This is a genomic window from Streptomyces sp. NPDC050988 (genome assembly GCF_044456225.1).
GTDB lineage: Bacteria > Actinomycetota > Actinomycetes > Streptomycetales > Streptomycetaceae > Streptomyces.
Window position 1 is genome coordinate 193,556 of sequence record NZ_JBITFQ010000012.1, and the last position, 25,465, is coordinate 219,020.

The window sequence follows — 25,465 nt, forward strand, 5'->3', positions numbered from 1 at the left end:
CGCGGGGACAAGACTAACGGGTCAGCTGTCGCCCTCGCGCTGGCCCAGTGTGACTTCGACCGTCTGCTGCTTGCCGTCGCGGGTGTAGGTGAGTTTGACGGTGTCGCCGGGCTTGTGGGTCCAGATCTCGCCGATGAGGGTGGGGCCGCTGTCGATCACCCGGTCGTCGAGCTTGGTGATGACGTCGCCGGGCTTGAGGCCGGCCTTGGCGGCGGGGCCGTTCGGCGTGACCGCGTCCGTGCCGCTGGCGCCCTGCTCGGTGATCTTCGCGCCCGTGCCCTCCTCCAGGGAGACCGAGGCGCCGATCACCGGGTAGACGGGCTTGCCGGTCTTGATCAGCTGCTGGGCGACGGTCTTCGCCTGGTTGATCGGGATCGCGAAACCCAGGCCGATGGAACCGGACTGGCTCGTGCCGCCCAGGCCGCCGCTGGAGGACTGGATGGCGGAGTTGATGCCGATGACCGAGCCGTTCGCGTCCAGCAGCGGGCCGCCGGAGTTGCCCGGGTTGATCGAGGCGTCGGTCTGCAGGGCGCTCATGTACGAGGCCTTGCTCTGGGCGCTGCCGTCGCTGGAGGCCACCGGGCGGTTCTTGGCGCTGATGATGCCCGTGGTCACCGTGTTCGACAGGCCGAAGGGCGCGCCGATCGCGATCGTCGAGTCGCCGACGGCGATCTCGTCGGAGTTGCCGAGGCGCAGCGGCTTGAGGTCGCTCGGTGCGTTCTTGAGCTTGATGACCGCGACGTCGTAGCCCTGGGCGTGGCCGACCACCTCGGCGTCGTACTTCTTGCCGTTCGAGAAGGTCGCCGAGAGCTTGCCGCTGTCGACCGCCTCGGCCACCACGTGGTTGTTGGTGAGGATGTGGCCCTGGGTGTCGAAGACGAAGCCGGTGCCCGTGCCGCCCTCGCCGTTGCTCCCCTCGGCCTCGATGGTGACCGTGCTCGGCAGCGCCGTGGCGGCCACGGTCGCGACCGTGCCCGGGTCACGCTTGAGGTCGCCGCCGCTCTGTGAGGCGGCGACCGTCGTGGAGCCCGTGGAGTCGTCGTTCCGGTCCGCCGCCCAGTAGCCGATGCCACCGCCCACACCGCCCGCGACCAGCGCGGCCACCAGGATCGCGGCGACCAGGCCGCCGCGCCCGCCGGACTTGGGCTTGGGCGCCGGCTGTTGGTACGAGGAGCCCCAGACGTCGCCCGAGCCGCCCTCGCCCCCGCTCGCGTACCCGCCCTCGCCCCCGTTCGCGTACGACGGCGTGGCCGGCGGCGGAGGCGGCCAGGCGCCCGCCTCCGGTGCCGGGCCCGCGCCCTCGGGCGCCCCGGAGGGAACCGGGGGCAACGTGGCCGTCGGCGCGCCTTCTTGAGGAACGCCCGACTCATGCGGGTAGGCCGGTCCCTGGGACGGAGCCGTGCCCCGATGGGGGTCCACGGGATCCGGTCCCGGCGACACCCCCTGCTCCGGCGGCACGGAAGCAGCAGGAGTGTCCACCGGCACGGGAGGTGCAGACGGGGCCGGGGGTACCGCAGTGCCCTCGTTCTCGGTGCTCACAGCTCTTCCTCTCGATCCACGGCTGTTCAGTCAGGTCGCGCTCGGTCACGATCACTCACGTGTGCTCATAACTCCACCCGTGTGTGTTCAGGAACGAGCGCGATTCGGCTGTGCATGTGCTTTTGTATGCCGTCAGCTTTTCCCATGGGCCGTCAGGGCACCATAAGCGGTGCCTGTGACTCCGGGATCTTCATTTATATCGGACAGGTCCGACAAAAACACCGCATGCACGGCGTCACCGCTCTCACGCCTACCCACTCGCGATGGCACCATGACGCGGTGACCCACGCACGACAGCACCTGAACCAGGTCGTCGCCCACCGGGGGGCCTCCGAAGAGGCCCCGGAGCACACCCTGGCCGCGTACGAGAAGGCGATCGAGGACGGGGCGGACGCCCTGGAGTGCGATGTACGGCTGACCGCGGACGGACATCTCGTCTGCGTCCACGACCGCCGCGTCAACCGCACCTCCAACGGCCGCGGCGCCGTCTCCGCCCTGGAACTCGCCGACCTGGCCACCCTGGACTTCGGCTCCTGGAAGAACCGCGACGAAGCGCCCGACTGGGAACAGCAGCGGCCCCCGTCCTGGGAGCAGCAGTCCGTCCTCACCCTGGAGCGGCTGCTCGAACTCGTCGCCGACGCCGGCCGCCCCGTACAGCTCGCCATCGAGACGAAGCACCCCACGCGCTGGGCGGGCCAGGTCGAGGAGCGCCTGCTCGTACTGCTGAAACGCTTCGGCCTGGACGCCCCGCCCTCGGCCGCGGAGTCGCCCGTACGCGTCATGAGTTTCTCGGCGCGTTCGCTGCACCGCGTCCGCGCCGCGTCCCCGACGCTGCCGACGGTCTATCTCATGCAGTTCGTCTCGCCCCGGCTGCGCGACGGACGGCTGCCCGCGGGGGTGCGGATCGCGGGCCCCTCGATGCGCATCGTCCGCAATCACCCGGCGTACATCGAGCGCCTGAAGCGTGCCGGACATCACGTTCACGTATGGACGGTGAACGAGCCGGAGGATGTCGATCTCTGCGTGGAGCTGGGCGTCGACGCCATCATCACCAACCGCCCGCGCGCGGTGCTGCGCCAGCTGGGCCGCTGACCTGGGGCCCTGCGGGGTCCCTCTCGCGGCCACCCCCCACGCCTCGGCCACACCGTCGAATTCCGGCCACGCGGTTACAGGGAGTGCTCCGGCGCGTTCGATCCGTATTCGAGCGTTACGAGTGCGTCACTGCACGTGCATTGGCCGGTTTCCGGTCCAGTCCAGAGGGGCATTCACACCGTGGCGTGGGGCAAAGGAGGTCTCGGGGGTGGCGTTGGTGGTGGCACAGGAGGTGCCCACGTCGTCGAGCATGGCCGTACCCCATGGCCCTGCGGGCGTGGGGGAAGCAAGACACCGGATGCGGGCTCAGCTGCGCACCGGCGGTGTGGCGGAAACGGTCATCGACGATGCCGTACTGATCCTTTCCGAACTATTGAGCAACGCCTGCCGACACGGCAGGCCGTTGGGTGACGCACTGGCGGGGGACGGCGATGTCCGGGCCGCGTGGCGCGTCGAACCGACCGGCAGGCTCACCGTCGAGGTGACGGACGGCGGCGGTCCGACCCGTCCGGTTCCGGCCACACCCTCGGTCACCGCGCGCGGCGGCCGCGGGCTCAACATCATCACGGCGCTGGCCGACGACTGGGGCGTCCGGGACGACGCCCACGGCGAGGTCACGGTGTGGGTGGTCGTGCACAAGGACGCGCACGCCGGACACCGCCGGGACGACTTCGCCGCGCGTGTCACGGCCCCGTCGGTGTCCGCGATACCCGACCTCGACTTCGGGAACGCCTTCGACAGCCTGGACTGAGCTGGACTGAGACTGAGCTGGACTGAGAACGACCTGTACGGATCGCGGTCCGAGCCGGGGGCGCCTGAACCGACAACAGCCCGAGCCGACAGCAGCCCGAGCCGACAGCGACCCGGGGCGGGGGTGGCCCGAGCCGAGAATCCGCTCACCCCCAGGACGACCCGAAGCCCGACGAACCGAAGCCCGTCGGCCCGAACCCTGGACGACCTGGGCCGAAGCAACCCGAAGCAGACGGAAGCACTTGTTCAAGGACGAACCGAATCACCGCTTCCGGGACGACTCGGCACGTTGTCCACAGGGTCCCGTGGCTCCCCGTACAAGCGGCTAGGCTCGCGCCCGTACGAGTCGAGCCGTAACCGGGAGACATCCACGATGGCCAAGAAGCGACCCCAGACGAAGGCCAAGCAGCCTCAGCTGACGGATGGAGAGATCCCGGTCGTCGGGGCACGCGAGCCGTGCCCGTGCAACAGCGGCCGCCGTTACAAGGCCTGCCACGGACGGGCCGCCGCGCATGCCGTGACCGAGCTGGTGCACCGCCCCTTCGAAGCCCTGGCAGGCGAGGCCGACTGGGTCGCGCTGCGCGAGCTGGTGCCCGCGGCCACCGTCGAGTTGCATCTGAAGGAGGCGCTCCCGGAGGGCGTCCCGTCGGTCACGCTCGCGACGGTGCTGCCGATGGCGTGGCCCGCGCTGCGCCGCGAGGACGGCTCGGTCCTGATCGGCCTGCAGAACGACACCGCGTCCGGTGACATCAGCCGCGACCTCGCCGACACCCTCCAGCGCGCGCTCACCGCCGAGCCCGGCACTCCGGTCCAGGGCCGCCGCGCCCCGGCCGACGGACCGCGGCTGCAGGACCTCCTCGACCCCGAAGGCGCGTTCGAGCCAGTTGTGCACCCGGGGTTCGAATTCTGGGTTCCGGACGCGCAGAACGCGACCACGGAGGTGACGGCCTCCCTGGAGCGGGCCAACGCCGCCGCCATCCCGACCGTGAAGCTCGCGGGTGTCGACGCCGCGTACTGGTGCGAGACGCCCGACAAGAACCACCTGCGCTGGGTCATGCCGCACCCGGAGGAGCTGCTTCTGGACGCGCTCGCCCGGCTGCACGCCGCGGGCCGGTCGAGCCTCGGCGACGGCACCCGTCTCGTGGGCTCCTTCCGTGCCCACGGCCTCACGGTGCCGGTCTGGGACCTGCCGACCGGCGTCACGGCTGAGGATGTCGAGAAGCCGGCCGCCGAGTTCGCCGAGCGGCTCGCCGGCGCGCTGGCCTCGGACGCACCGCTCACCGCGGACGAGCGCCGGGCGCGCGGCGGTCTCACCAACCGGCAGGTCACGCTCAGCTGAGACACAGCCGACGCTCAGGCGGGACTGGCCGACCGGTCAGTCGGCCGACAGGGTCGTGGACCGGGTGACTCCTGTCACAACTCCCCGTTGCGGCAGGGAAATCGGTGTCCGAATAGCCGAGATCGAATTTGCGAACCGCCGATCTCTTGTTACCGTTCCATTAGCCCGGTTGCTGGTGCATCCCCCGTCGCCAGCAACCGGGTCTTTTCATTCCCGGATTCGGGCCCCCTGTCGGAGGAAGCCTCAACGCGCGTTCTGCGCAGGCGAGTTGCTCCCCGAGCGCAGCAACAGCGGCCCCTCGGCCCCCTCCCCGAACTCCGCTACCGCCGTGTACGCACCGGCGTCCCCCGCCGTGCGCTCCCGCGGTGTCTCGCACACCCCCGGCTCGTCGTCCGCGCCCACGGCGCAGTGCATCCGTACGGTGCGGTCCGCGGGTCCCATGAGGGTCAGTACGGACGTGAGATCGTCGCCGGTCGCGTTGCGGTAGTACGTACGCGCCCAGGTGTCCTCCCCCTGGGTCAGCACACAGGTCTGTGCCTCGATGCCGTCGGGGGAGGCGAGTTCGGGACCGCAGCGGGCGGCGGTGGCGAGGCCCAGGCCGAGCGTCAGGGGGCTCTCGGAGGGCGCGGAACGGGGCTCGGGCGCCTGTGCGCCGGCGCGACCGGCGGCAGGCGCGTCGTCGTAGACACGCGCGCCCCAGGCGCGTACGGAGTCGTCGGAGGCGCGTGAGCCGTCGTCGGAGGTCCGTGTGGCCGCGGAGTCCACGTCACCCACAGGTCCCGCGGAGGCCACGGCCAGTGGCAGCGCGGCCATGAGCGCTACCACACCCGCCAGCGCGATCGGGCGGACTCTTCGAGGGCCTGGGGCTCGTCGTCCCCGGGAGTGACGCAGCATGAAAGGAACATAACGAGCGAGAGCGGGCGCGCGGCTCGCCGCGCGCCCGGTTTCCCTACAACTCGGGGGCGCTCACACCCGTACGGGTGAGGGCCTCCACCACGGCGTCCACGACCGCCTCGACATCGGGCACCCAGGGGGCGGCCGAGCCGGGCAGCGGAGCCCGCTCCCAGCGGAGCCGGCCCTGGCCGGTCTCGGACGGGGGCAGCGCCACATAGCCGCCCTCTCCGTGGAAGCGCAGCGAGCCCGGGACATGGTCCTGGGCGTAGAGCAGTTCGCCGAGCTGCTCCAGGGAGTACGGCTTCACGAGCAGCGCCCAGCGCGTCGGGGTCGCGATCACGGGGCCGAGGCGCATCCCCATGTGGTCGAGCGCGAGGAGCGCGCGGGACGCGGCGAGCGCCGGCAGGCTCACCGCGCAGGGGGCCTTGTCCCCGGTGGCCAGGATGATCGGCGCCGCGGGCCGGTTCGTCCACCACCAGCGCACCATCCGCTCGTCGGTGGTTGCCGCGAGGAGGCCGGGGTCGAAGGGATGGGCACCGGGCACTGTGCATTCCGGGTCGGGGCACGCGCATCGGGCCCGCCCCTGCGGGTCCGCCGCCACTCCCGGGAGTACGGGCCACTGCCATGCGGTCGCGAAGGTCAGGGCCGCGCCGAGCATCTCAGGCTGTCCGCCGTTTCGCTTGGACAGGAGCCTGCGTCGCTTTCCGAGGATCTCGCGCATGAGCGCTCGTTCCTTTCCGTTGCACGCCTGGCAACACCGAGGACCACATCACACCATGTGTCGATCACTTCACTGTGCGTACCTGCTGGCGCATCACACCCCCGTCCGAGACAAGGGGAACCCCTATGGGCCGAGCATTGGGCTGCGTCCGCGTCCATACTGCGTCTGGCAAAAGCACGGGCATGGCGTGGGGTGGCGGCGCCTGGCGTTTGCCGTCGCGCGTATTTCTCGCCGCCTCCGCCACGGGAGGATGGGGCACGGTCGTCGGTGGTTAAGACGCCCGGGTCCGTCGCCAGGTTCCGGGACGATCCCAACCACCCCTGGCCTTCACCGAGTACGTACCCATCACGACCGCTGTGACGCTCCGTCGAACAAGGCCAGTCGACCTCAATACGCCGAGACTCGAGTCAGTTTTAAGCCAACTTTGCAATTCCGCAACGGTCCCACGGACACCAGGAATCCCGGCAGGACAATGCTGGACATCCCCTCACGAGTGCGTGTACATGTGGAGACACTGCTAGCGGCGCAGAATGACATGGGGGTTTGCGATGCTATCGAGCAATACGCACCGGTCGGAAAGCCGGACGCCATGAACGCCCCTCACCTCCCGAAAGTGGCCGGAATCGATTCAACGGTTCCATCGCCCACACACACTGTCGCGCCCGCGCCTGCCGCCCCGGATACCTCTTCGGCCACTTCTCCACACGCTCCCGGGGCCGTTCTTCAGGACAGACTCGCAGGTTGGGTCTCCGATCTCACCACTCTGCACGAACTGACCGAGCGCCTGGCGCGCACCGCCGCACTGCCGGACGCGCTCCAGGAGTTGCTGCGCGCCGGAGCCGCCCTCGTGGGCGCCCGGCGCGGCCTCGTGGTCCTGGAACCGGGCGACGGACTCGGCCCCGACACCACCATCGGCCTGGGTCTCGCCCGCGCCGATCTCGGCCACATCGAGACCGTCCCGCGCAGCGCCATGTCGTACGGCAAGATCCTCGACGGGCTCCCGGGGGGCGAGAGCGAGATCGCCCAGCCCGACCTCCTCTCCGAGGACGGCCTCGACCCGCGCCACCGCGAGGTCGCCGCCCGCCTCGGCTACGCCGCGAGCTACGCGCTCCCGCTGTCCACGGAGGATTCGGGCCGACTGGGCGCCGCCGTGTGGCTGTACGACGAGCCGGCCGAACCCGTCGAGCGCCAGCGGCACCTGGTGGGCCTGTACGCGCGCTACGCGGCCGAACACCTGGCCCGGCTGGTGGAACTGGACCGCACGCGCGCGTGCATGGCGACCATCTCCGAGGAGCTGCTCCCCTCGCGGCTGCCCCGGGTCTCCGGCGTCCAGCTCGCCGCCCGGCACCGCACGGGGCCGCGCGGCGGCGGCGACTGGTACGACGCACTGCCGCTGCCCGACGCCGCGCTCGGCCTCGCGGTCGGGTCCGTCACCGGGTCGGGGCCCAGCGCGGTCGCCGCGATGGGCCGGCTGAGGGCCTCCCTGAGGGCGTACGCGGTGATGGAGGGCGAGGACCCGGTCGCCGTCCTGTCGGACCTCGAACTGCTGCTGCGGCTCACCGAGCCCGCCCGTTCCGCCACCGCCCTGTTCGCGTACTGCGAGCCCGCGCTGCGCAAGATCACGCTCGCCGGGGCGGGGCACAGCCCGCCGCTGGTGATCGGCGAGCGGCGTACGGAGTACGTGGAGACGTCCCTGTCGGCGCCCCTGGGCATGCTCGCCTGCTGGGAGGCGCCGAGCGTGGAGTTCCAGGCCGAGGCCGGAGAGACGGTTCTGCTCTACACGGACGGGCTGCTGCACCGCACCGGCGACCCCATGGACCGTGCCTTCTCCCGGCTGCACGCGGCGGCCGCGTCCGTGCCCAGGGCGTTGCGCACGGACCCGGGCGCGGTCGCCGATCACGTCCTACGGAGTGTGCTGCCGGACGGCCTCGACGTCGCCGACAGCGACGAGGACGTGGTGCTCCTGGCGGCCCGCTTCGAGTGAGCGTCCCGCCCCTTCGGGCGAGCCCCTCGTGAACAGGTCTTCCGGCCCTGGGCGTCCTTCCGTACGACCGTACGATGGAGGGCGTCCAGAGTCGTATCGAGGAGGCAGACCGTGTCGGAGGCGCTCAACCCGGAGACCCCGGAAGCTGTGCTTGACGATGACGCCGACCAGGCGGACGAAGAAGAGCCGATCAAGCCGCGCAAGAACGGCCTGTACCCGGGCGTGTCCGACGAGCTTGCCGAGAGCATGAAGTCCGGCTGGGCCGACACCGAACTGCACGGCCTGGAGCCGATCCCGCAGGCCGCGTACACCGCCGCCCGCCGCGCCGCGCTCTCCGCGCGCTTCCCGGGCGAGCGCCTGGTGATCCCGGCGGGCAACCTGAAGACCCGCTCGAACGACACGGAGTACCCCTTCCGTGCCTCGGTCGAGTACGCGTACCTGACCGGCAACCTGACCGAGGACGGCGTCCTGGTCATGGAGCCGACGTCGGGCGGCCACAAGGCCACGATCTACCTGCTGCCGCGCTCCGACCGCGAGAACGGCGAGTTCTGGCTCTCCGGCCAGGGCGAGCTGTGGGTCGGCCGCCGCCACTCCCTGACCGAGGCCGAGCAGCTGCACGGCATTCCGGCCTCCGATGTCCGTGAACTCGCCGACGCGCTGCGCGAGGCGACCGGCCCGGTGCGGGTCGTGCGTGGCTACGACGCCGGCGTCGAGGCGGCTCTCACCGACAAGGTGACCGCCGAGCGCGACGAGGAGCTGCGCGTCTTCCTCTCCGAGGCGCGGCTGGTCAAGGACGAGTTCGAGGCCGGCGAGCTGCAGAAGGCCGTCGACTCGACGGTCCGCGGTTTCGAGGACGTGGTGAAGGTCCTCGACAAGGCGGAGGCCACGTCCGAGCGCTACATCGAGGGCACGTTCTTCCTGCGCGCGCGGGTCGAGGGCAACGACGTCGGGTACGGCTCCATCTGCGCCGCCGGGCCGCACGCGTGCACGCTGCACTGGGTGCGCAACGACGGACCCGTGCGCTCCGGCGACCTGCTCCTGCTCGACGCGGGCGTGGAGACCCACACGCTCTACACCGCCGATGTCACGCGCACGCTGCCGGTCAACGGCACGTACAGCGAGATCCAGAAGAAGATCTACGACGCCGTGTACGAGGCCCAGGAGGCCGGTATCGCGGCCGTGCAGCCGGGCGGCAAGTACCGCGACTTCCACGACGCCTCGCAGCGCGTGCTGGCTCAGAAGCTGGTCGAGTGGGGGCTCGTCGAGGGCCCCGTGGAGCGCGTTCTGGAGCTGGGGCTGCAGCGTCGCTGGACGCTGCACGGCACCGGTCACATGCTCGGCATGGACGTCCACGACTGCGCTGCCGCGCGGACGGAGACGTACGTGGACGGCACGCTGGAGCCGGGCATGTGCCTGACCGTCGAGCCGGGCCTCTACTTCCAGGCCGACGACCTGACCGTGCCCGAGGAGTACCGGGGCATCGGCGTCCGCATCGAGGACGACATCCTCGTCACGGAGGACGGGAACCGGAACCTGTCCGCCGGGCTGCCTCGCCGGTCGGACGAGGTCGAGGCGTGGATGGCGTCTCTCAAGAACTGACATTGCTCAAGAGCTGACATTGCTCATGGGCTGATCTTGTCTCATGGGCTGACATGACATGGATGGCCGGGTACCAGTGTGGTGCCCGGCCATACGTCTGCGCGCGGTCGGTGGCTGCGCACGGTCGGTGGCTGGTCGCGCTCCGGCGGGGCAGCCGCACCATGTCACGACCCCGCGCCCCTGAAAGAAGGGACGCGTTTCACTGAGGGGGGACTTGCCCGTGGACGCGTTCTGGTCCGGCGTCGGTGTCGATCTGCACCTCGAACCCGACGCCGCCGACGGGCGCCGGGCCGGGCTCGAACGGGCGCTGCGCGACGCCGTACGGGACGGGAGGCTGGCGCCCGGGACACGGTTGCCCGCGACCCGGCGGCTCGCGGCCGAACTCGGGATCTCACGCGGGACGGCCAAGTCGGCGTACGACCAGCTGATCGCCGAGGGCTATCTGACCGCGCGCCAGGGGTCCGGCACGCAGGTCGCCCCGCTGCCCTCCCCGGCCGCGGACGCGCCGGAGGCGACCACGCGCGCGCGTGCACCCCGATTCGATCTGCGGCCCGGCAGCCCCGACGTCGGTACGTTCCCGGCGGCGGCCTGGCTGCGCGCGCTGCGCCGGGCCATCGCGAGCGCGCCCTCCCTCGCCTACGACTACGGGGACCCGCGGGGCAGGATCGAGCTGCGGACGGCGCTGTCGGGCTACCTGGGGCGGGCGCGCGGGGTGATCGCACCGCCCGAGCGGATCGTCGTCACCTCTGGGTACGTGCAGGGGCTCGCGCTCCTCACCCAGGTGCTGGACGCAGGCGTGATCGCCATGGAGGACCCCGGCCTCCCCTTCCACCGGGACGTGGTACGGCACAACGGCGGAACCGTGGCCCCTGTGGAGGTCGATGAACGGGGCGCTTCGGTACGGGGGTTGGACGACGCGGCGGCCGTCGTCCTCACGCCCGCGCACCAGTACCCGACCGGGGTGACCCTGCACCCGGAGCGGCGGCGTGCGCTCACCGACTGGGCACGCGCGCGTGGAGGGCTGATCGTCGAGGACGACTACGACGGGGAGTTCCGCTACGACCGGCAGCCCGTGGGCGCCCTCCAGGGGATGGCACCCGGCCATGTCGTCTACCTGGGGACGGCGTCCAAGACCCTCGGGCCCGCGCTGCGGCTCGGCTGGATGGTCCTGCCGCCGCACCTGGTGGACGCGATCGCCGACGCCAAGCTGCACACCGACCACCACACGGAGTCGATCGGCCAGTTGGCCCTCGCCGAAATGATCAACAGCCACGCCTACGACCGGCACGTACGCGCGTGCCGCCTGCGGTACCGGCGGCGACGGGACCAGCTGCTGGACCGGGTGGGGACGCGGCGCGGGGTACGGGGCATCGCGGCGGGGCTGCACGCGCTGATCGACGTGAGCGACGAGGCCGCGGTGCTCGCGCGGGCCGCCGAGGAGGGGCTCGCGGTGGGGCACCTCGGCGAGCACTGGCACACGGCGGGCGACGGACGGCCGCAGGGGCTCGTGGTCGGGTACGGGACGCCTCGGGAGCGGGTCTACCCGGAGGCGTTGGAGGTGCTGGGGCGGGTGCTGGAGGGGGCCTGAGGGGCCGGTCCGGGTCCTTAGCCGGGTCCTTAGCCGGGACCTTGAGCCGGGACCTTGAGCTGAGGCTTAGCCGGTGCTTGAGCGCAAATTGGGCCAAGAAAGTGCGTGAATATTGGACCTGTTGAGGGTTCCATTCCGCCCGTAGCGTCATAGTCATGACGAACCGAGTCGCACCCGCCGGAGCCCCCGCGAAGACGAGCCGCGTGATCCCGCCCGCGGGTCCGCAGCGCGTTCTGGCCCTGGCCCAGTTGAGCAACTCCGTCGGGGACGGCGCCTACTACGTCACGTCCGCCCTCTACTTCACCCACGTCGTCGGGCTCGCCCCCGCGCGCGTGGGGCTCGGACTCACTGTCGCGTGGGCGGTCGGTTCGCTGGTGGGCGTACCCCTGGGACGGCTCGCCGACCGGCGTGGGCCGCGCGGCACCGCGGTGCTGCTGGCGCTCGCGACGAGCGTCGCGGTGGCGTCCTTCCTCGTCGTACGCGGCTTCGTGCCGTTCGTGCTCGCGGCGTGCGTGTACGCCTCCGCTCAGTCGGGACTCGCCGCGGCCCGGCAGGCGCTGCTGGCCGGGCTGGTGTCCCGGGAGGAGCGGACAGGGCTGCTCGCGCACCTCCAGTCGACGCTCAACGCCGGTCTCGCGGTGGGCGCGGGGCTCGGCGGACTCGCGCTGCACCTGGGCACGCGGGAGGCCTACCTCGGGGTGTTCGCGCTGGACTCGGTGAGCTTCCTGCTGTGCGCGGCTGTGCTGCTGCGGCTGCCCGTCGTGAAGCCGGTGCACGCGCGCGTGGCCGACGAAAAGGGACGCGGCGACGCCCTCGGAGTGCTGCGCGACCGCCCGTACGCCCTGGTGACGCTCCTCAACACCGTGCTGTTGCTGCGGATGCCGCTGCTGAGCCTGGGCATCCCGCTGTGGATCTCCGAGCGGACCGAGGCGCCGACCTGGCTGGTGTCCGCGCTGTTCGTGCTCAACACCGGTGCGGTGATGCTCTTCCAGGTTCGGATGGCACGCGGGGTGCGGGGGCCGGTGTCGGCCACGCGCGCGGTGCGGCGTTCGGGGCTCGTGATGCTGGCGTCGTGCGCGGTGTTCGCGCTGTCGGCGGGGGTCTCCCCGTGGGTGGCGGTGGGCGTGCTGACGGTGGGCGCGGTGCTCCAGGTCGTCGCCGAGATGCAGCAGTCGGCGGGTTCCTGGCAGCTGTCGTTCGACCTCGCCCCCGCCGACCGGGTGGGCGAGTACCAGGGCTTCTTCGGTACGGGCGTGACGGTGGCGCGGACCGCGGGGCCGCTGGTGCTGACGTCACTGCTCGTGGGATGGGGGACGCCCGGATGGCTGCTCCTGGGGGGCCTGATGCTGGCGGCCTCGTACGCGATGGGTCCTGCCGTGCGGTGGGCGACGGACAGCCGGCCCGCCGCCGCACCGATGGTCAGGCGGCCAGTACCGGTGAACTGACCGTCACCGGCAGCGAGTCCACGAACAGGGCCCCCGCGAGCAGCCCGCTGCTTCCGCGGGGGCTCCACGCGCGCGTGTGGAGGTCGTCGTCGAAGGCGGCCAGCGCGGCGCGGCCCGCCTCGGTGGACGTACTGCCCGCGGCCAGGACCCCGCGGGCGCCCGCCTGGACGTGCCGCAGGCCGTGCGGGCCCACCGTGTAGAGCAACTCCGTGTCCTGGAGCGTCGACATCACGGTCACCAGGGCGTCGAGCCGGGCGTACGGCTCGGGGACGCCGGCCGAGCGGGCCGTGGCCAGTGCGTCCAACGCCCGCCGTACGTGCGGGAATCCGGCCCTGGCCTCGCCCCTCGCTCCGGCCGCGCCGTACTGGGCGGAGACCGACGAGCCGCGGGAGGCGCGGCGCGGCGCCCGCCGGTCGGGGTGCGCCGCGATCCGCTTGGCGGTCGCGGCCAGGTCGCGCCCGGTGGCGCGGGGTTCCAGGGCTGCCGCGGCGACCAGCAGGCCGAGCACCCACAGGGCTCCGCGGTGGCCGCCGCCCGCCAGGGCCACCGAGTGCTCGGTGGAGCGCCCTATCGCGCCGAGCTCCGCCCTCAGTTCCGGTGTCGCCGCTCCTGTGCGGCGGGCGGCCGCCGCCATGGCCGCGAGGCCCGGGGCCAGTGCCTTGGCCGACCAGCGCAGGGAGCAGTGGTCCTCGCCGGTCGTGCGGGCGGCGAGGTCACGCGGGTCGGGCAGTCCGGGTTTGGGGGCCAGCGCCAGGTGCCCGGTCAGGGCGGTCACGGCGGCGTGGGCCAGCGTCTCGTCCGCACGGCTGCTCATCGGGACTTCACGGCCTCTCATCGACGTAAACGCTTACGAGGAAGTGTCGGTGGAGGACGCCGAGGCGCTCGGGGCGCCGCTGGGGGCATCGCCGGGCGCGCCGCTCGGGGGCGTACCACCGCCACCGCCGCTGCCCGCGACCGTGCCCCCGGTGACCGCGATCGCGCGGCGCCGGGTGATGGTCGTGTCTTTGTGTGTTCCCGTCATGCCGGAAAAGCTAGGGACGCCGTCCGTCAGGGACATGGGGGTCGGCTGTGAGGACCCTGAGAAATGCCGGGGAGGCCGAAGTCGGCGGGAAAGCGCCCCTCCTAGGAGGCACTCTCCGTGAAAACGCCCCCTCCGAGAGGGCGATCAGGAAACCGTCCTCCCCAGGAGACCCACCAGGAGACGAGTCAGGAGAGCCGTCAGAAGGCCCTTTACGTCACCACCAGCGGTGCGTCCTCGCGCCACTTGAGCATCTTGTCGAAGCTGACCACCGCGCCGCCCCGGCCGGGCTTGTTGCCGATGTGGACGTGGTCGGCGAGTTCCTGGATCAGACAGAGACCCCGGCCGTTCTCCGCGTCGCTGTGGGCGGGGCGGACCGGGGCGCGTCCCCGTCCCGACGGGAACCCTGGTCCGGAGTCGGCCACTTCGATGCGGCACGTCTCGCCGTCCAGATAGGCCGTGACCCGGTAGGCCTCGCCGGACTCCCCGTGGACGGACTCACCCCCGTGCTCGACGGCGTTGGCGCAGGCCTCGCTCAGCGCGACGGAGAGGTCGTAGGAGATGTCGGGATCCACCCCTGCCGACTCCATCGTGCCGAGCAGCAGGCGCCGGGCGAGCGGCACGCTCGCCGCTTCACGCCGGAGATGGAGGGACCACCAGATGCTCATGCTCCAGCCTCCTGGCCGCGGCTCGACATACCGATACGTATTGCCGCACAGGGCCGGGTGTAAGCGTGCCGTCGACGTGATGCCGCCCATTCGGGGGATGTGCCGACGCCATCCGCCGGTGTATGTGCGTACTACCGGTGTCAGAACGTGACCTTCCGGAACGTACGTCACCTTGTGGACCTGCCGTGTGGCGCGGGTGAGCCCAGTGCGATGATGAGCCCGCCATGACTGCCCCCCACCAGCGCGCGCGCACCGGAGGTGATCTCCGGGTCCTGAGGGCCGCGGTGTTCACCGCGGTCTGTGTCGTGCTGGCCGCGGCCGGTCATGCGATCGTCTCCTGCGCCACGGTTCCCCTGTGGTCGCTGGGAGCCGGATTCCTCGCCGTCTTCGCCGTGGCGGCGCCGCTCGCCGGGCGCGAGCGCTCCCTGCCGGGCATCGCCGTCCTGCTCGCGGTCGGCCAGACCGCACTTCACACGCTCTTCGGGCTCGGCCAGCACGGCACGGCGGCGACGGCGGCCACGGGTGTGGACGCCTCGCTCGTGGCCCGGGCCGCCCGGCTCGTGTGCGGCGCGTCCGTCGCGACGCTCAGCCCCGCCCAGGCGCAGCGGATCCTCGCCGACGCCAGGCTGGACACGGTCGGTACGGGCGGAGCGGGCGGCACGGGCACGGCTCACGTGGCCCACGAACAGGCGGGCGCCATGGCGTCGGCCGCCGCCGGGACCCCGATGTCGGCGCTGCCGTCGCTGTCCATGTTCCTCGGCCACGTTCTCGCGGCCGCCGCCACCGGATGGCTGCTGCGCCGCGGGGACATCGCGCTGCGGCGCCTCCTGCGCCTCTCGGCGCACGGAGTGGCCGAAGGGGCGCTCGTCTCCCTGCGCGGGGCCCTGGCGCTCGTACGCGCCCTACTGGCGGGTCTCCCAGGCACGTCCCCCGAGGCGCCTCGCGTACCGCGGGCCACGGAGTACGTGCCACCGGCCGTGCCGGCGACCGCTCTTCAGCACTCGGTCGTCCGGCGCGGTCCGCCGGCCCACGGGGTTCTCACCCTCGCCGCCTGACGCGACGCACCATTTCTGGACGTATCACTACTCCCGGGGTGCCGTCGTGCGGCACGCGCGCGTGCCCGCTCTTTCGCACGCGCAACCCCGTTCTGCCACCGAACCAGTGCTGAAAGTGGAGTGTCCCTGCCATGAAGGCTTCCCGTATCGCCGCGACCGGCGCCGTCGCCGCCTCCGCCGTCCTCGTCCTGTCCGGCCCCGCGTTCGCGCACGTCAGCGTGCAGCCCGAGGGCACCGCCGCCAAGGGTGGCTACGCGACCGTCAACTTCAAGGTGCCGAACGAGCGCGACAAGGCCTCGACCACCAAGCTCGAAGTGAACTTCCCGGCCGACCACCCGCTCGCCTCGGTGATGCCGCAGGCCGTCGACGGCTGGACCGTCAAGGTCACCAAGTCCAAGCTCGCCAAGCCGCTCGAACTGCACGGCGAGAAGATCAACGAGGCCGTCACCAAGGTCACCTGGACCGCCGACGGCAAGGGCATCCAGCCCGGCTACTTCCAGAAGTTCCCGCTCTCCATCGGCGCGCTGCCCGAGGACACCGACGAGCTGGTGTTCAAGGCGATCCAGACGTACTCCAACAAGGAGGTCGTGCGCTGGATCGAGACCCCGACGAAGGGTGCGGAGGAGCCCGAGACGCCTGCTCCGGTGCTCGCCCTGTCCGCCGCCGAGGGCGACCACCACGGTTCCGCGTCCGCCGCCTCCGACGACTCCGCGGAGGCCGACGACGCGAAGGCCGCCGCCAACACCTCGACCACCGAGGCCGCCTCCTCCGACAGCAGCGACACCACGGCCCGTGTACTGGGCGTCGTGGGCATCGTCGTCGGCGCGGCGGGCGTGGCGTTCGGCGTGCTCGCCGGTCGTCGGCGTACCACCGCGTAAGCCAGGTCCCACCCACCGAAACCCAGGGACGCCCCATCGGGATCCCCGGCCGAATCCGTTTCCGGCCGGGGGTCCGGCCCGCCGCACAGCGGCGATCGGGTGAGGCGTCCCCCCGGAGAATGCACTATGCGCAAGAAGACGTACGCCGCTGCCGCGCTGTTCGCCGCGGCCGCCCTGACCCTTTCCGCCTGCGGCAGCGGTGACGACGCCGACAACGCGGTCGCCGAGGTCTCCGAGGAGGCGGGCTCGGACAAGGCCGCGACGGTCCTCGACAAGCCGTTCGAGAAGCCCGACCTCGTCCTCACCGACACTCACGGCAAGCAGTACGACCTCCGCAAGGAGACCAAGGGCAAGCCGACGCTGATCTACTTCGGCTACACCAACTGCCCCGACGTCTGCCCGCTGACGATGAACAACATCGCCGTCGCCGAGAAGCAGCTGGCCCAGAACAAGCAGGTGACGCAGGCCGAGAAGGACTCGCTCCGCATCGTGTTCGTCACCACCGACCCGGAGCGGGACACCTCCGCCGCACTCGGCAAGTGGCTCAAGGGCATCGACCCGGACGTCGTCGGCCTGACCGGCTCCTTCGCCACGATCCAGGGGGGTGCCCGGACGCTCGGCATCTCCATCGAGGCGCCGAAGAAGGACAAGACCGGCAAGGTCGTCTCGATGCACGGCACCCAGGTCATCGCCTTCTCCCCGAAGACCGACGGCGGTTACGTGCTGTACGGCGAGGACGCCACCGTCGACGACTACACCAAGGACCTCCCCAAGCTGATCAAGGGCGAGAAGCCGTGACGCGTCGTACGGCGGCCAGGAGGGGGTCCTGGAGGGGGTCCACGTCCACGGGAGCCTCGGCGGCTGCCCTGCTCGTGGCCGCCGCCCTGGCCCTGGCGGGCTGCGGCGACTCGGACTCCGACTCCTCGGAACCCGAACTGTCCGTGGGCTCGATCTACATGCCGCAGCCGGTCTCGGACTCCATGGCGGCCGGTTTCCTGGTCGTCGCCAACGCAGGCGGAGCCGACGACAAGCTGTCCTCGGTCACCAGCGACATCGCCGGCGAGGTCACCCTCCACGCGACGTCCGGGCAGTCGATGACCGAGGTCAAGAACCTCGACGTCCCCGGTCACGGCAAGCTCGTCCTGGAGAGCGGCGGCAACCACCTCATGTTCGAGAAGCTGAAGCGCAAGCCGAAGGAGGGCGACAAGGTGTCCCTGGAGCTGCACTTCACCAAGTCCGGGCCGATGAAGGTCGAGATGCCGGTGAAGTCCCCCACCTACCGGCCGACGACGACCACCAAGTCGTCCATGCGGTCGTCCTCCAACTCGTCCACGCAGTCGTCCTCGACGTCTCACCACTGAGGGAGGGACCAACCGTGAGCCAGACCATCGCTCCCCGCGTCCGGACGCTGCTGTTGCTGCTGCTCGCCGTCACCGGCGCGCTCCTCGCCGGGTCCGCGCCCGTCTCCGCGCACGCCGCCCTGACGGCGAGCGACCCCCAGCAGGGATCGGTGGTCAAGGAGGCGCCGGCCCAGGTGTCGCTCACCTTCTCCGAGGGTGTCGCGATGTCCGACGGCTCGGTGCGCGTGCTCGACCCCAAGGGCAAGCGCGTCGACACCGGGAAGACCAGCAAGCAGGGCGCCAACACGTACTCCGTGAAGCTGCACTCGGGCCTGCCGGACGGCACGTTCACCGTCACCTACCAGGTGGTGTCGGCGGACAGCCACCCCGTCTCCGGCGCCTTCACCTTCTCCATCGGGGCACCCTCGACGACCTCCGTCTCCGTGTCCGACCAGGAGGCAGGCGGCGGAGTGGTGGGCGGGCTCTACGGCTTCGCGCGCTATCTCTCGTACGCGGGCTTCATCCTGCTCGTCGGCGGCGCGGCCTTCGTGCTGGCCTGCTGGCAGCGGGGCACCGGGGAGCGGTCGGTGCAGCGGCTCGTGGTCTCCGGGTGGCTCGCGCTGACCGGGGCCACGCTCGCCATGCTGCTGCTGCGCGGCTCGTACACCGGCTCCGGGAAGGCCGGGGACATCTTCGACCTGGGCCTGCTCAGCGATGTGCTGCAGACCAAGACGGGCGCGGCACTGGTCTCGCGCCTGCTGCTGCTCGCCGCGGCCGCCCTGTTCATCGCCGTGCTCTTCGGAGCGTACGAAAAGCGCGAGGACGACGAGGAGAAGGGCGATCTGACCTTCGGGCTCGCCATCGGCGGGTTCGTCGTGGCAGCGGGTCTGGCCGCGACCTGGGCCATGGCCGAGCACGCCTCGACCGGTATCCAGACCGGGATCTCGATGCCCGTCGACGTGCTGCACCTGCTCGCCGTCGCCGTCTGGCTCGGCGGCCTGTCGACGCTGCTGGTGGCGCTCTACCGCGCGCCGTCCATCGAGCCGGCCGCCGTACGCCGCTTCTCCCGCATCGCGTTCGGCAGCGTGGCCGTGCTGGCCGCGACGGGCATCTACCAGTCGTGGCGACAGCTCGGCTCCTGGTCCGCGTTCACGGGGACGTCGTACGGGCAGCTGCTGCTCGTCAAGATCGGCCTGGTGGTCGTCCTGGTCGGCATCGCGTGGATATCGCGGCGCTGGACGGCGCAGCTGTCGCAGGCGTCGGCCGCGAAGGCCGTGAAGACCTCGGCGGCCACGCAGGTGAAGGCCACCGCGAAGACCTCTGCCAAAGCCTCTGCCAAAGCCTCGGCAAAGGCATCGGCGAAGGCATCGGTGAAGACCTCCGCGGCGACCTCGGAGAAGTCGGAGGACGAGGACAGCGAGACCGGGGACGAGAAGGAGCCGGCCGTCACGCCCGCGGGTGGCGGCGACGGCAAGCGGGCCACCCAACTGGCCCGGCAGCGGGCCGCGGTGGCCACCGCGCGCGAGAAGCGCGTGCGGGACGCCGATCCGCTCCGCTCGGGCCTGCGCCGCTCGGTGCTCGCCGAGGCGGGCGTCGCGGTGGTCCTGCTGGCCGTCACCACGGTGCTGACATCCACCGAACCCGGGCGCACGGTGGAGGAGGCCGAGGCCGCCACCGCCGCGAGCTCGCAGGAGGCCACCGGGGCGCTGGCCGTGGACATCCCGTTCGACACCGGCGGCAAGGACGGCAAGGGCCTCGCACGCGTCGAGATCGACCCGGCCCGCGTCGGCGGCAACGACATGCACGTCTACGTACAGCGGCCGAACGGCAAGGCCTTCGACATCCCCGAGGTCAAGGTCTCCTTCACCCTCAAGGCGAAGGACATCGGACCGCTGCCCGTGGTCCCCGACCGGATCGCCACCGGACACTGGACGGCGACCGGGGTGCAGATCCCGATGGCGGGCAACTGGGCGATCGCGGTGACGGTGCGGACCTCCGACATCGACCAGGTGACCGTGGACAAGAACGCGCAGATCGGCTGAACGACACCATGGCTGAACAGTCCACTCCGGAGACGTCCTCCCCGGGTGCCCCCGCTGAAGGGGCCCCCGGTCAGGAAGGCGTCTCCCAGAAGGCCACTGCCCCGAAGGCCGCGCTCAAGGGGGCCGCTGCCAAGGGGGCCTCTTCCGAAAATGCCCCTCCTGGGGAGGCCGTTTTCCAAAAGCCCCCCTCCAAGGGCGTCATTTCGCGGCGCCGCCTGCTCGGTACCGCCGGTGCCACCGGCCTCGCGCTCGGCGCCGCGGGCGGGGCCGCCGGATACGCCGCCGCGCCCTCCGCCGACCGGACCGCGCTCCTCAGTTCGCTCGGCGCGGACGAGGTGATGTTTCACGGGAAACATCAGCCCGGCATCACGACCCCTCTGCAAGCCCGTGGCCACCTCGTCGCCTTCGATCTCTCGGCGGGCGCGGGCCGCAAGGAGGCGGTCGCCCTGCTGCGGCGCTGGTCGACGACGGCCCAGCGGCTGATGGCGGGCGAGGCGTCCGCGAGCGCCGACACGGACGTGGCGCGCGACGCCGGACCCTCGTCCCTCACGGTCACCTTCGGCTTCGGCCACAGCTTCTTCGCCCGTACGGGGCTGGAGAAGCAGCGGCCGATCGCCCTCGACCCGCTGCCCGACTTCTCCTCGGACCACCTGGACAAGGCGCGCAGCAACGGCGACCTGTGGGTGCAGATCGGCTCGAACGACTCCCTCGTCGCCTTCCATGCCCTGCGCGCGATCCAGAAGGACGCGGGGCAGGCGGCGAAGGTGCGCTGGCAGATGAACGGCTTCAACCGCACGCCGGGAGCCACCTCCCAGCCCATGACGGCCCGCAACCTGATGGGTCAGATCGACGGCACGCGCAATCCCAAGCCGTCGGAGTCCGACTTCGACCGGCGGATCTTCGTGCCCGACGCGGGCGACCCGTCGTGGATGGCAGGCGGCTCGTACGCCGTCGTACGCCGTATCCGCATGCTCCTCGACGACTGGGAGCAGCTCTCGGTCAAGGCGCAGGAGGACGTGATCGGGCGGCGGAAGGCCACCGGGGCACCGCTCTCCGGTGGGACCGAGACGACCGAGATGGACCTGGAGAAGACCGACGCCGACGGCGGGCTCGTCGTCCCGATCAACGCCCATTCCCGTATCACCCGGCCCGACGAGAACGGCGGCGCCGCGATGCTCCGCAGGCCGTTCTCCTTCCACGACGGCATCGACGCCGAGGGCGTCCCGGACGCGGGGCTGCTCTTCGTCTGCTGGCAGGCCGACCCGCTGCGCGGCTTCGTACCGGTGCAGCGCAAGCTCGACCGCGGTGACGCGCTGTCCACGTACATCCGGCACGAGTCGAGCGGCCTGTTCGCGGTGCCGGGCGGGGCGGCGGAGGGGGAGTACGTGGGGCAGAAGTTGCTGGAGGGGTGAGGTCCGCTCGCTTCGGCGAGTGAGACGGCTGAGGCGGTTGAGGCGACTGAGGCAGCCCGGACGGCTGAAACGGCTGGGGCCGGAAGCGGGAGCCCGGCCGCGCAAGGCCCATTAGGGTGAGGCCATGCCAGCCAGCTACGCGTATCTCGGCCCCGAGGGCACCTTCACCGAAGTCGCCCTGCGGACTCTTCCGGAGTCGGCCACCCGGCAGCTCATCCCGATGGTGTCCGTGCCCGCCGCGCTCGACGCGGTCCGGGCCGGCGAGGCCGAGGCCGCGTTCGTACCGATCGAGAACTCCGTCGAGGGCGGCATCACCACCACGGTCGACGAACTGGCCGTCGGCGAGCCACTGATGATCTACCGCGAGGTCCTTCTCTCGATCACCTTCGCGCTGCTGGTCCGCCCGGGCACGAAGCTCTCGGAGATCAAGACGGTCAGCGCGCACCCGGCCGCGCAGCCGCAGGTCCGCAACTGGATGAAGAACAACCTCCCGGACGTCATCTGGGAGTCGGCGGCCTCCAACGCGGACGGCGCCCGCCTGGTGCAGGAGGGGCGCTACGACGCGGCCTTCGCGGGCGAGTTCGCGGCGGAGCGGTACGGCCTGGAGGCCCTGGAGACCGGGATCCACGACGCGGAGAACGCGCAGACGCGGTTCGTCCTGGTGGGCAAGCCGGCGCGGCCCGTGGCGCCGACCGGCGCGGACAAGACCTCCGTGGTCATCTGGCAGCGCGACGACCACCCGGGTGCCCTGCTCGAACTCCTCCAGGAGTTCGCCGTCCGCGGGGTCAACCTGATGCTGCTGCAGTCCCGGCCCACCGGTGAGGGCATCGGCAACTACTGCTTCGCCATCGACGCCGAGGGGCACATCGCGGACCGCCGCGTCGGCGAGGCGCTGATGGGCCTCAAGCGAATCTGTCCCCAGGTGCGGTTCCTCGGTTCCTATCCGCAGGCCGACGTCGACCCCAAGGACGTACGCGCGCCGCGGGCCGGTACGTCGGAGAGCGAGTTCGCGGCGGCCTCGGACTGGCTGGCGCGCTGCCAGGACGGCCGGTTCTAGGCGGGCTGTGCCCAGCGGGTTACTGGGCGGGGCTTGCTCTGCTCGGCTTGCTGAACGGGCTTTGCCGAGCAGGCCTTGCTGGGCGGAGTTCGCTGAGCGAGCTTCTCTCACGGCCGCGAGCGGACACCCGTTGGCAACCCTGCAGCCACTGGCCGTCCTCCGGACGGTTTCCCGGGCGGAGCCGACGGCTCCGCCGGGCCGTTTCGGCCAGTCCTACCTGCAGATTGTCTCTGTCCACAGAAGTTATCCACAGGCGCGCTTCTCGACCTGGGGACAAGTCGACAACGAAGCGCGACTCAGTCGACAAATCGGCCTACAGCCCACAAGTCCGTCCACAGCCCCATCGGTCACCCTTCGTCCACCCGTTTCTGTTGACCAATCCCATAGAGCGAACCATTTCCACTCGAAAGTGCGTGTAGGGAGGGTTTGACCCGGGAATTCTTGGCCCTGCGCACAGCTTTAGGAACGATCACTTCCGATGTCCACAGATCTTTCGCACAGCCTGTGGATAACTTTTCCGGGGTGTGGATTTCTGTGGACAACCCGGCTCTCAAGTCCCGTTCCCCACAAGGGAATCGAGTCAACCGACCGAATCCCACCTGCCTCGTTCCAGGGATCGACCCGCTTTCATTGACGCCTATTGAAGCGCCTCGCAAATTCCCTAAAAACATCACAGAAGGGGCAGAACGGAATACCGGGTCGTGAGTCGGAACCCCGCACCGGTAGCCTTGTGGGGTGATTGACCTTCGCCTGCTTCGTGAGGACCCCGACCGTGTTCGCGCCTCCCAGCGCGCCCGTGGAGAGGACGTCGCCCTTGTCGACGCCCTCCTCTCCGCCGACGAGCGGCGCAGGTCGTCCGGCGTCCGCTTCGACGAGCTGCGTTCCGAGCAGAAGAGCATCGGCAAGCTCATCTCCAAGGCCTCCGCCGACGAGAAGGCCGACCTGCTCAAGAAGACGGGCCGGCTCGCCGCCGACGTCAAGGCGGCCGACGCCGAGCAGCACGAGGCCGACGAGGAGACCAAGCGCCTCCTCCTCCAGCTCGGCAACCTCGTGCACCCCGACGTCCCGGTCGGCGGCGAGGAGGACTTCGTCGTCCTGGAGACACACGGAACCATCCGCGACTTCGGCGCCGAGGGCTTCGAGCCCAAGGATCACCTGGAGCTCGGCGAGGCGCTGGGGGCCATCGACGTCGAGCGCGGCGCCAAGGTGTCCGGCTCGCGCTTCTACTACCTGACGGGTGTCGGCGCGCTGCTCGAGCTCGCCCTCGTCAACGCGGCGATCGCACAGGCCACCGAGGCCGGCTTCATCCCGATGCTGACCCCCGCGCTGGTCCGCCCGCGCGCCATGGAGGGCACCGGCTTCCTCGGCCAGGCCGCGGAGAACGTGTACCACCTGGAGAAGGACGACTACTACCTGGTCGGCACCTCCGAGGTCCCCCTCGCCGCGTACCACATGGACGAGATCCTGGACGCCGACAAGCTGCCTCTGCGCTACGCGGGCTTCTCGCCGTGCTTCCGCCGCGAGGCCGGCACGTACGGCAAGGACACGCGGGGCATCTTCCGCGTGCACCAGTTCGACAAGGTCGAGATGTTCTCGTACGTCAACCCCGAGGACGCCGAGAACGAGCACCAGCGGCTCCTGGAGTGGGAGAAGCAGTGGCTGACCGGGCTTGAGCTGCCCTTCCAGGTCATCGACGTGGCGTCGGCCGACCTGGGCTCGTCCGCCTCGCGCAAGTTCGACTGCGAGGCGTGGATCCCGACCCAGGGCAAGTACCGCGAGCTGACGTCGGCCTCGAACTGCGACGGCTTCCAGGCACGCCGGCTGTCGGTGCGCATGCGCGACGGCAAGAAGGTGCAGCCGCTCGCGACGCTGAACGGCACGTTGTGCGCCGTCCCGCGCACGATCGTGGCGATCCTGGAGAACCACCAGCTGGCCGACGGTTCCGTACGGGTGCCCGAAGTGCTGCGTCCGTATCTGGGCGGCCGTGAGGTGCTGGAGCCGATCTCCAAGTGACCGGCACCACTGGGTCGACGGCCTCGACCGGCTCGACAGCGTCGACCGGGGAGACCGGGGCGTTCCCCTACAAGCTCGTCGCGACCGATCTCGACGGAACGTTGCTGCGCTCCGACGACACGGTCTCGGAGCGCACGCGTGAGGCACTCGCCGCGGCCACCGTGGCGGGCGCCGCCCACCTCGTCGTCACCGGCCGCGCGGTGCCCTGGACGCGCCACATCCTCGACGAACTCGGATACGAGGGACTCGCGGTGTGCGGTCAGGGCGCGCAGCTGTACGACGCCGGAGCGCACCGCCTGCTCACGTCGGTGACCCTGGACCGGCAGGTGGCCGGCCTCGCGCTGGCCAAGATCGAGGCGGAGGTCGGCCCGCTGGCAGTCGCCGCGAGCCGCGACGGCATCGACGGGGATGTGCTGATCGGCCCCGGCTACCGGGTGCTGGGCAAGCTGGAGGCCATCCCGTTCACCGATGCCGCGGAGCTCTGGGCCGCGCCCCTGACCAAGATGTACATCCAGCATCCTGAGCTCACCGACGACGAGCTGACGGCCGCGGCACGAGCGGCGGCCGGCGGTCTGGTGAGCGTCGTGATGGCGGGCGAGGGCATCGTCGAGATCCTCCCCCTGGGCCTGTCCAAGGCCACGGGCCTCTCCCTGGCGGCCCGCCGCCTGGGCGTGAAGGCCGCCGACACGATCGCCTTCGGCGACATGCCGAACGACATCCCGATGTTCGCGTGGTCGGCCCACGGCGTGGCAATGGCCAACGCCCATGAGGAACTCAAGGCCGTGGCGGACGAGCTGACGTCCTCGAACGAGGAGGACGGCATCGCGGTGGTGCTGGAGAGATTGCTCGGCTGACACCACCGCCACCGCCACCGCCGCCACGGCGCTGTCGGACCGCTCCCGGCACTGCCGGAGATACCGGCTGCGGCACGCGACAGCACGCGATGGGCCCGCCCTGAAGGGGCGAAAGAGGCGGGCGGCGGGCGGCGGGCGGCGGGCGGCGGGAAATCTAGCCGCGAAGCGGCATCTCGA

General features: G+C 71.1%; 22 protein-coding genes. 16 read left to right on the forward strand and 6 right to left on the reverse strand.

The window, feature by feature from the left end:
* Positions 1 to 21: 21 nt before the first annotated feature.
* Entirely contained in the window at positions 22 to 1,539 is a 1,518-nt protein-coding gene (locus tag ACIBEI_RS26020; protein ID WP_398892643.1) for a S1C family serine protease, read from the reverse strand.
* 279 nt (positions 1,540 to 1,818) lie between these two features.
* Here ACIBEI_RS26020 and ACIBEI_RS26025 point away from each other — a divergent pair, with 279 nt between their 5' ends.
* The 3 genes from ACIBEI_RS26025 (at position 1,819) to ACIBEI_RS26035 (ending at position 4,720) form a co-directional block, all read left to right on the forward strand.
* On the forward strand, positions 1,819 to 2,631 hold the full coding sequence (locus ACIBEI_RS26025) for a glycerophosphodiester phosphodiesterase (RefSeq protein ID WP_398892644.1): 813 nt from the start codon (positions 1,819 to 1,821) through the stop codon (positions 2,629 to 2,631).
* A gap of 121 nt (positions 2,632 to 2,752) precedes the next feature.
* Positions 2,753 to 3,382 carry an ATP-binding protein gene (locus ACIBEI_RS26030; protein WP_398892645.1) on the forward strand — a complete coding sequence of 210 codons (630 nt, stop codon included), beginning with the start codon at positions 2,753 to 2,755 and terminating at the stop codon, positions 3,380 to 3,382.
* Positions 3,383 to 3,754: 372 nt separating this feature from the next.
* Positions 3,755 to 4,720 (forward strand): DUF5926 family protein, encoded by a 966-nt coding sequence (locus ACIBEI_RS26035; protein WP_398892646.1) that lies wholly within the window; start codon positions 3,755 to 3,757, stop codon positions 4,718 to 4,720.
* 243 nt (positions 4,721 to 4,963) lie between these two features.
* Here the strand turns inward: ACIBEI_RS26035 and ACIBEI_RS26040 are convergent, their stop codons facing one another.
* Positions 4,964 to 5,533: a hypothetical protein gene (locus tag ACIBEI_RS26040; protein WP_398892647.1), complete on the reverse strand. Its 570-nt coding sequence runs from the start codon at positions 5,531 to 5,533 to the stop codon at positions 4,964 to 4,966.
* 136 nt (positions 5,534 to 5,669) lie between these two features.
* Positions 5,670 to 6,335 carry a bifunctional DNA primase/polymerase gene (locus tag ACIBEI_RS26045; protein ID WP_383935984.1) on the reverse strand — a complete coding sequence of 222 codons (666 nt, stop codon included), beginning with the start codon at positions 6,333 to 6,335 and terminating at the stop codon, positions 5,670 to 5,672.
* A 472-nt stretch (positions 6,336 to 6,807) separates the two neighbouring features.
* On the opposite strand from ACIBEI_RS26045, the gene ACIBEI_RS26050 reads away from it, so the two are divergent.
* From ACIBEI_RS26050 to ACIBEI_RS26065, 4 genes are all read left to right on the forward strand, one after another.
* On the forward strand, positions 6,808 to 8,319 hold the full coding sequence (locus ACIBEI_RS26050) for a PP2C family protein-serine/threonine phosphatase (protein WP_398892648.1): 1,512 nt from the start codon (positions 6,808 to 6,810) through the stop codon (positions 8,317 to 8,319).
* 111 nt (positions 8,320 to 8,430) lie between these two features.
* Positions 8,431 to 9,918 carry an aminopeptidase P family protein gene (locus tag ACIBEI_RS26055; protein ID WP_398892649.1) on the forward strand — a complete coding sequence of 496 codons (1,488 nt, stop codon included), beginning with the start codon at positions 8,431 to 8,433 and terminating at the stop codon, positions 9,916 to 9,918.
* A gap of 220 nt (positions 9,919 to 10,138) precedes the next feature.
* Complete coding sequence (locus ACIBEI_RS26060; RefSeq protein WP_398892650.1) at positions 10,139 to 11,506, forward strand: PLP-dependent aminotransferase family protein; 1,368 nt, start codon at positions 10,139 to 10,141, stop codon at positions 11,504 to 11,506.
* A 155-nt stretch (positions 11,507 to 11,661) separates the two neighbouring features.
* A complete protein-coding gene (locus ACIBEI_RS26065) occupies positions 11,662 to 12,951 on the forward strand; it encodes an MFS transporter (RefSeq protein ID WP_398892651.1) in 1,290 nt (429 codons plus the stop codon).
* Here the strand turns inward: ACIBEI_RS26065 and ACIBEI_RS26070 are convergent.
* From ACIBEI_RS26070 to ACIBEI_RS26080, 3 genes are all read right to left on the reverse strand, one after another.
* Positions 12,926 to 13,765 (reverse strand): triphosphoribosyl-dephospho-CoA synthase, encoded by an 840-nt coding sequence (locus ACIBEI_RS26070; protein ID WP_398892652.1) that lies wholly within the window; start codon positions 13,763 to 13,765, stop codon positions 12,926 to 12,928. The two genes, ACIBEI_RS26065 and ACIBEI_RS26070, sit on opposite strands and share 26 nt — an antisense overlap.
* 33 nt (positions 13,766 to 13,798) lie before the next feature.
* Positions 13,799 to 13,972: a hypothetical protein gene (locus ACIBEI_RS26075; RefSeq protein WP_398892653.1), complete on the reverse strand. Its 174-nt coding sequence runs from the start codon at positions 13,970 to 13,972 to the stop codon at positions 13,799 to 13,801.
* Positions 13,973 to 14,181: 209 nt separating this feature from the next.
* On the reverse strand, positions 14,182 to 14,637 hold the full coding sequence (locus ACIBEI_RS26080; RefSeq protein ID WP_398892654.1) for an ATP-binding protein: 456 nt from the start codon (positions 14,635 to 14,637) through the stop codon (positions 14,182 to 14,184).
* Positions 14,638 to 14,861: 224 nt separating this feature from the next.
* Here ACIBEI_RS26080 and ACIBEI_RS26085 point away from each other — a divergent pair, with 224 nt between their 5' ends.
* The 9 genes from ACIBEI_RS26085 to ACIBEI_RS26125 all read left to right on the forward strand — a co-directional run bounded on the left by ACIBEI_RS26085 (position 14,862) and on the right by ACIBEI_RS26125 (position 25,288).
* Positions 14,862 to 15,692 (forward strand): hypothetical protein, encoded by an 831-nt coding sequence (locus ACIBEI_RS26085; RefSeq protein WP_398892655.1) that lies wholly within the window; start codon positions 14,862 to 14,864, stop codon positions 15,690 to 15,692.
* Positions 15,693 to 15,823: 131 nt separating this feature from the next.
* Entirely contained in the window at positions 15,824 to 16,570 is a 747-nt protein-coding gene (locus tag ACIBEI_RS26090) for a YcnI family protein (RefSeq protein ID WP_398892656.1), read from the forward strand.
* Between the two features lie 126 nt (positions 16,571 to 16,696).
* Complete coding sequence (locus ACIBEI_RS26095; protein WP_189841584.1) at positions 16,697 to 17,368, forward strand: SCO family protein; 672 nt, start codon at positions 16,697 to 16,699, stop codon at positions 17,366 to 17,368.
* Positions 17,369 to 17,436: 68 nt separating this feature from the next.
* On the forward strand, positions 17,437 to 17,931 hold the full coding sequence (locus ACIBEI_RS26100) for a copper chaperone PCu(A)C (protein ID WP_398892706.1): 495 nt from the start codon (positions 17,437 to 17,439) through the stop codon (positions 17,929 to 17,931).
* 14 nt (positions 17,932 to 17,945) lie between these two features.
* The gene (locus ACIBEI_RS26105; protein WP_398892657.1) at positions 17,946 to 19,952 is read left to right on the forward strand and encodes a copper resistance CopC/CopD family protein; all 2,007 of its coding nucleotides are present in this window, start codon (positions 17,946 to 17,948) and stop codon (positions 19,950 to 19,952) included.
* 8 nt (positions 19,953 to 19,960) lie between these two features.
* Positions 19,961 to 21,364, forward strand: a complete 1,404-nt coding sequence (gene efeB, locus ACIBEI_RS26110) for an iron uptake transporter deferrochelatase/peroxidase subunit (RefSeq protein ID WP_398892658.1) — start codon at positions 19,961 to 19,963, stop codon at positions 21,362 to 21,364.
* A gap of 124 nt (positions 21,365 to 21,488) precedes the next feature.
* Positions 21,489 to 22,421 carry a prephenate dehydratase gene (gene pheA / locus ACIBEI_RS26115; RefSeq protein WP_398892659.1) on the forward strand — a complete coding sequence of 311 codons (933 nt, stop codon included), beginning with the start codon at positions 21,489 to 21,491 and terminating at the stop codon, positions 22,419 to 22,421.
* A gap of 735 nt (positions 22,422 to 23,156) precedes the next feature.
* Positions 23,157 to 24,434: a serine--tRNA ligase gene (gene serS, locus ACIBEI_RS26120; RefSeq protein WP_398892660.1), complete on the forward strand. Its 1,278-nt coding sequence runs from the start codon at positions 23,157 to 23,159 to the stop codon at positions 24,432 to 24,434.
* Positions 24,431 to 25,288, forward strand: a complete 858-nt coding sequence (locus tag ACIBEI_RS26125; RefSeq protein WP_398892661.1) for an HAD family hydrolase — start codon at positions 24,431 to 24,433, stop codon at positions 25,286 to 25,288. The genes serS and ACIBEI_RS26125 overlap by 4 nt, the downstream gene beginning before the upstream one ends.
* The last annotated feature ends 177 nt before the right edge of the window (positions 25,289 to 25,465 follow it).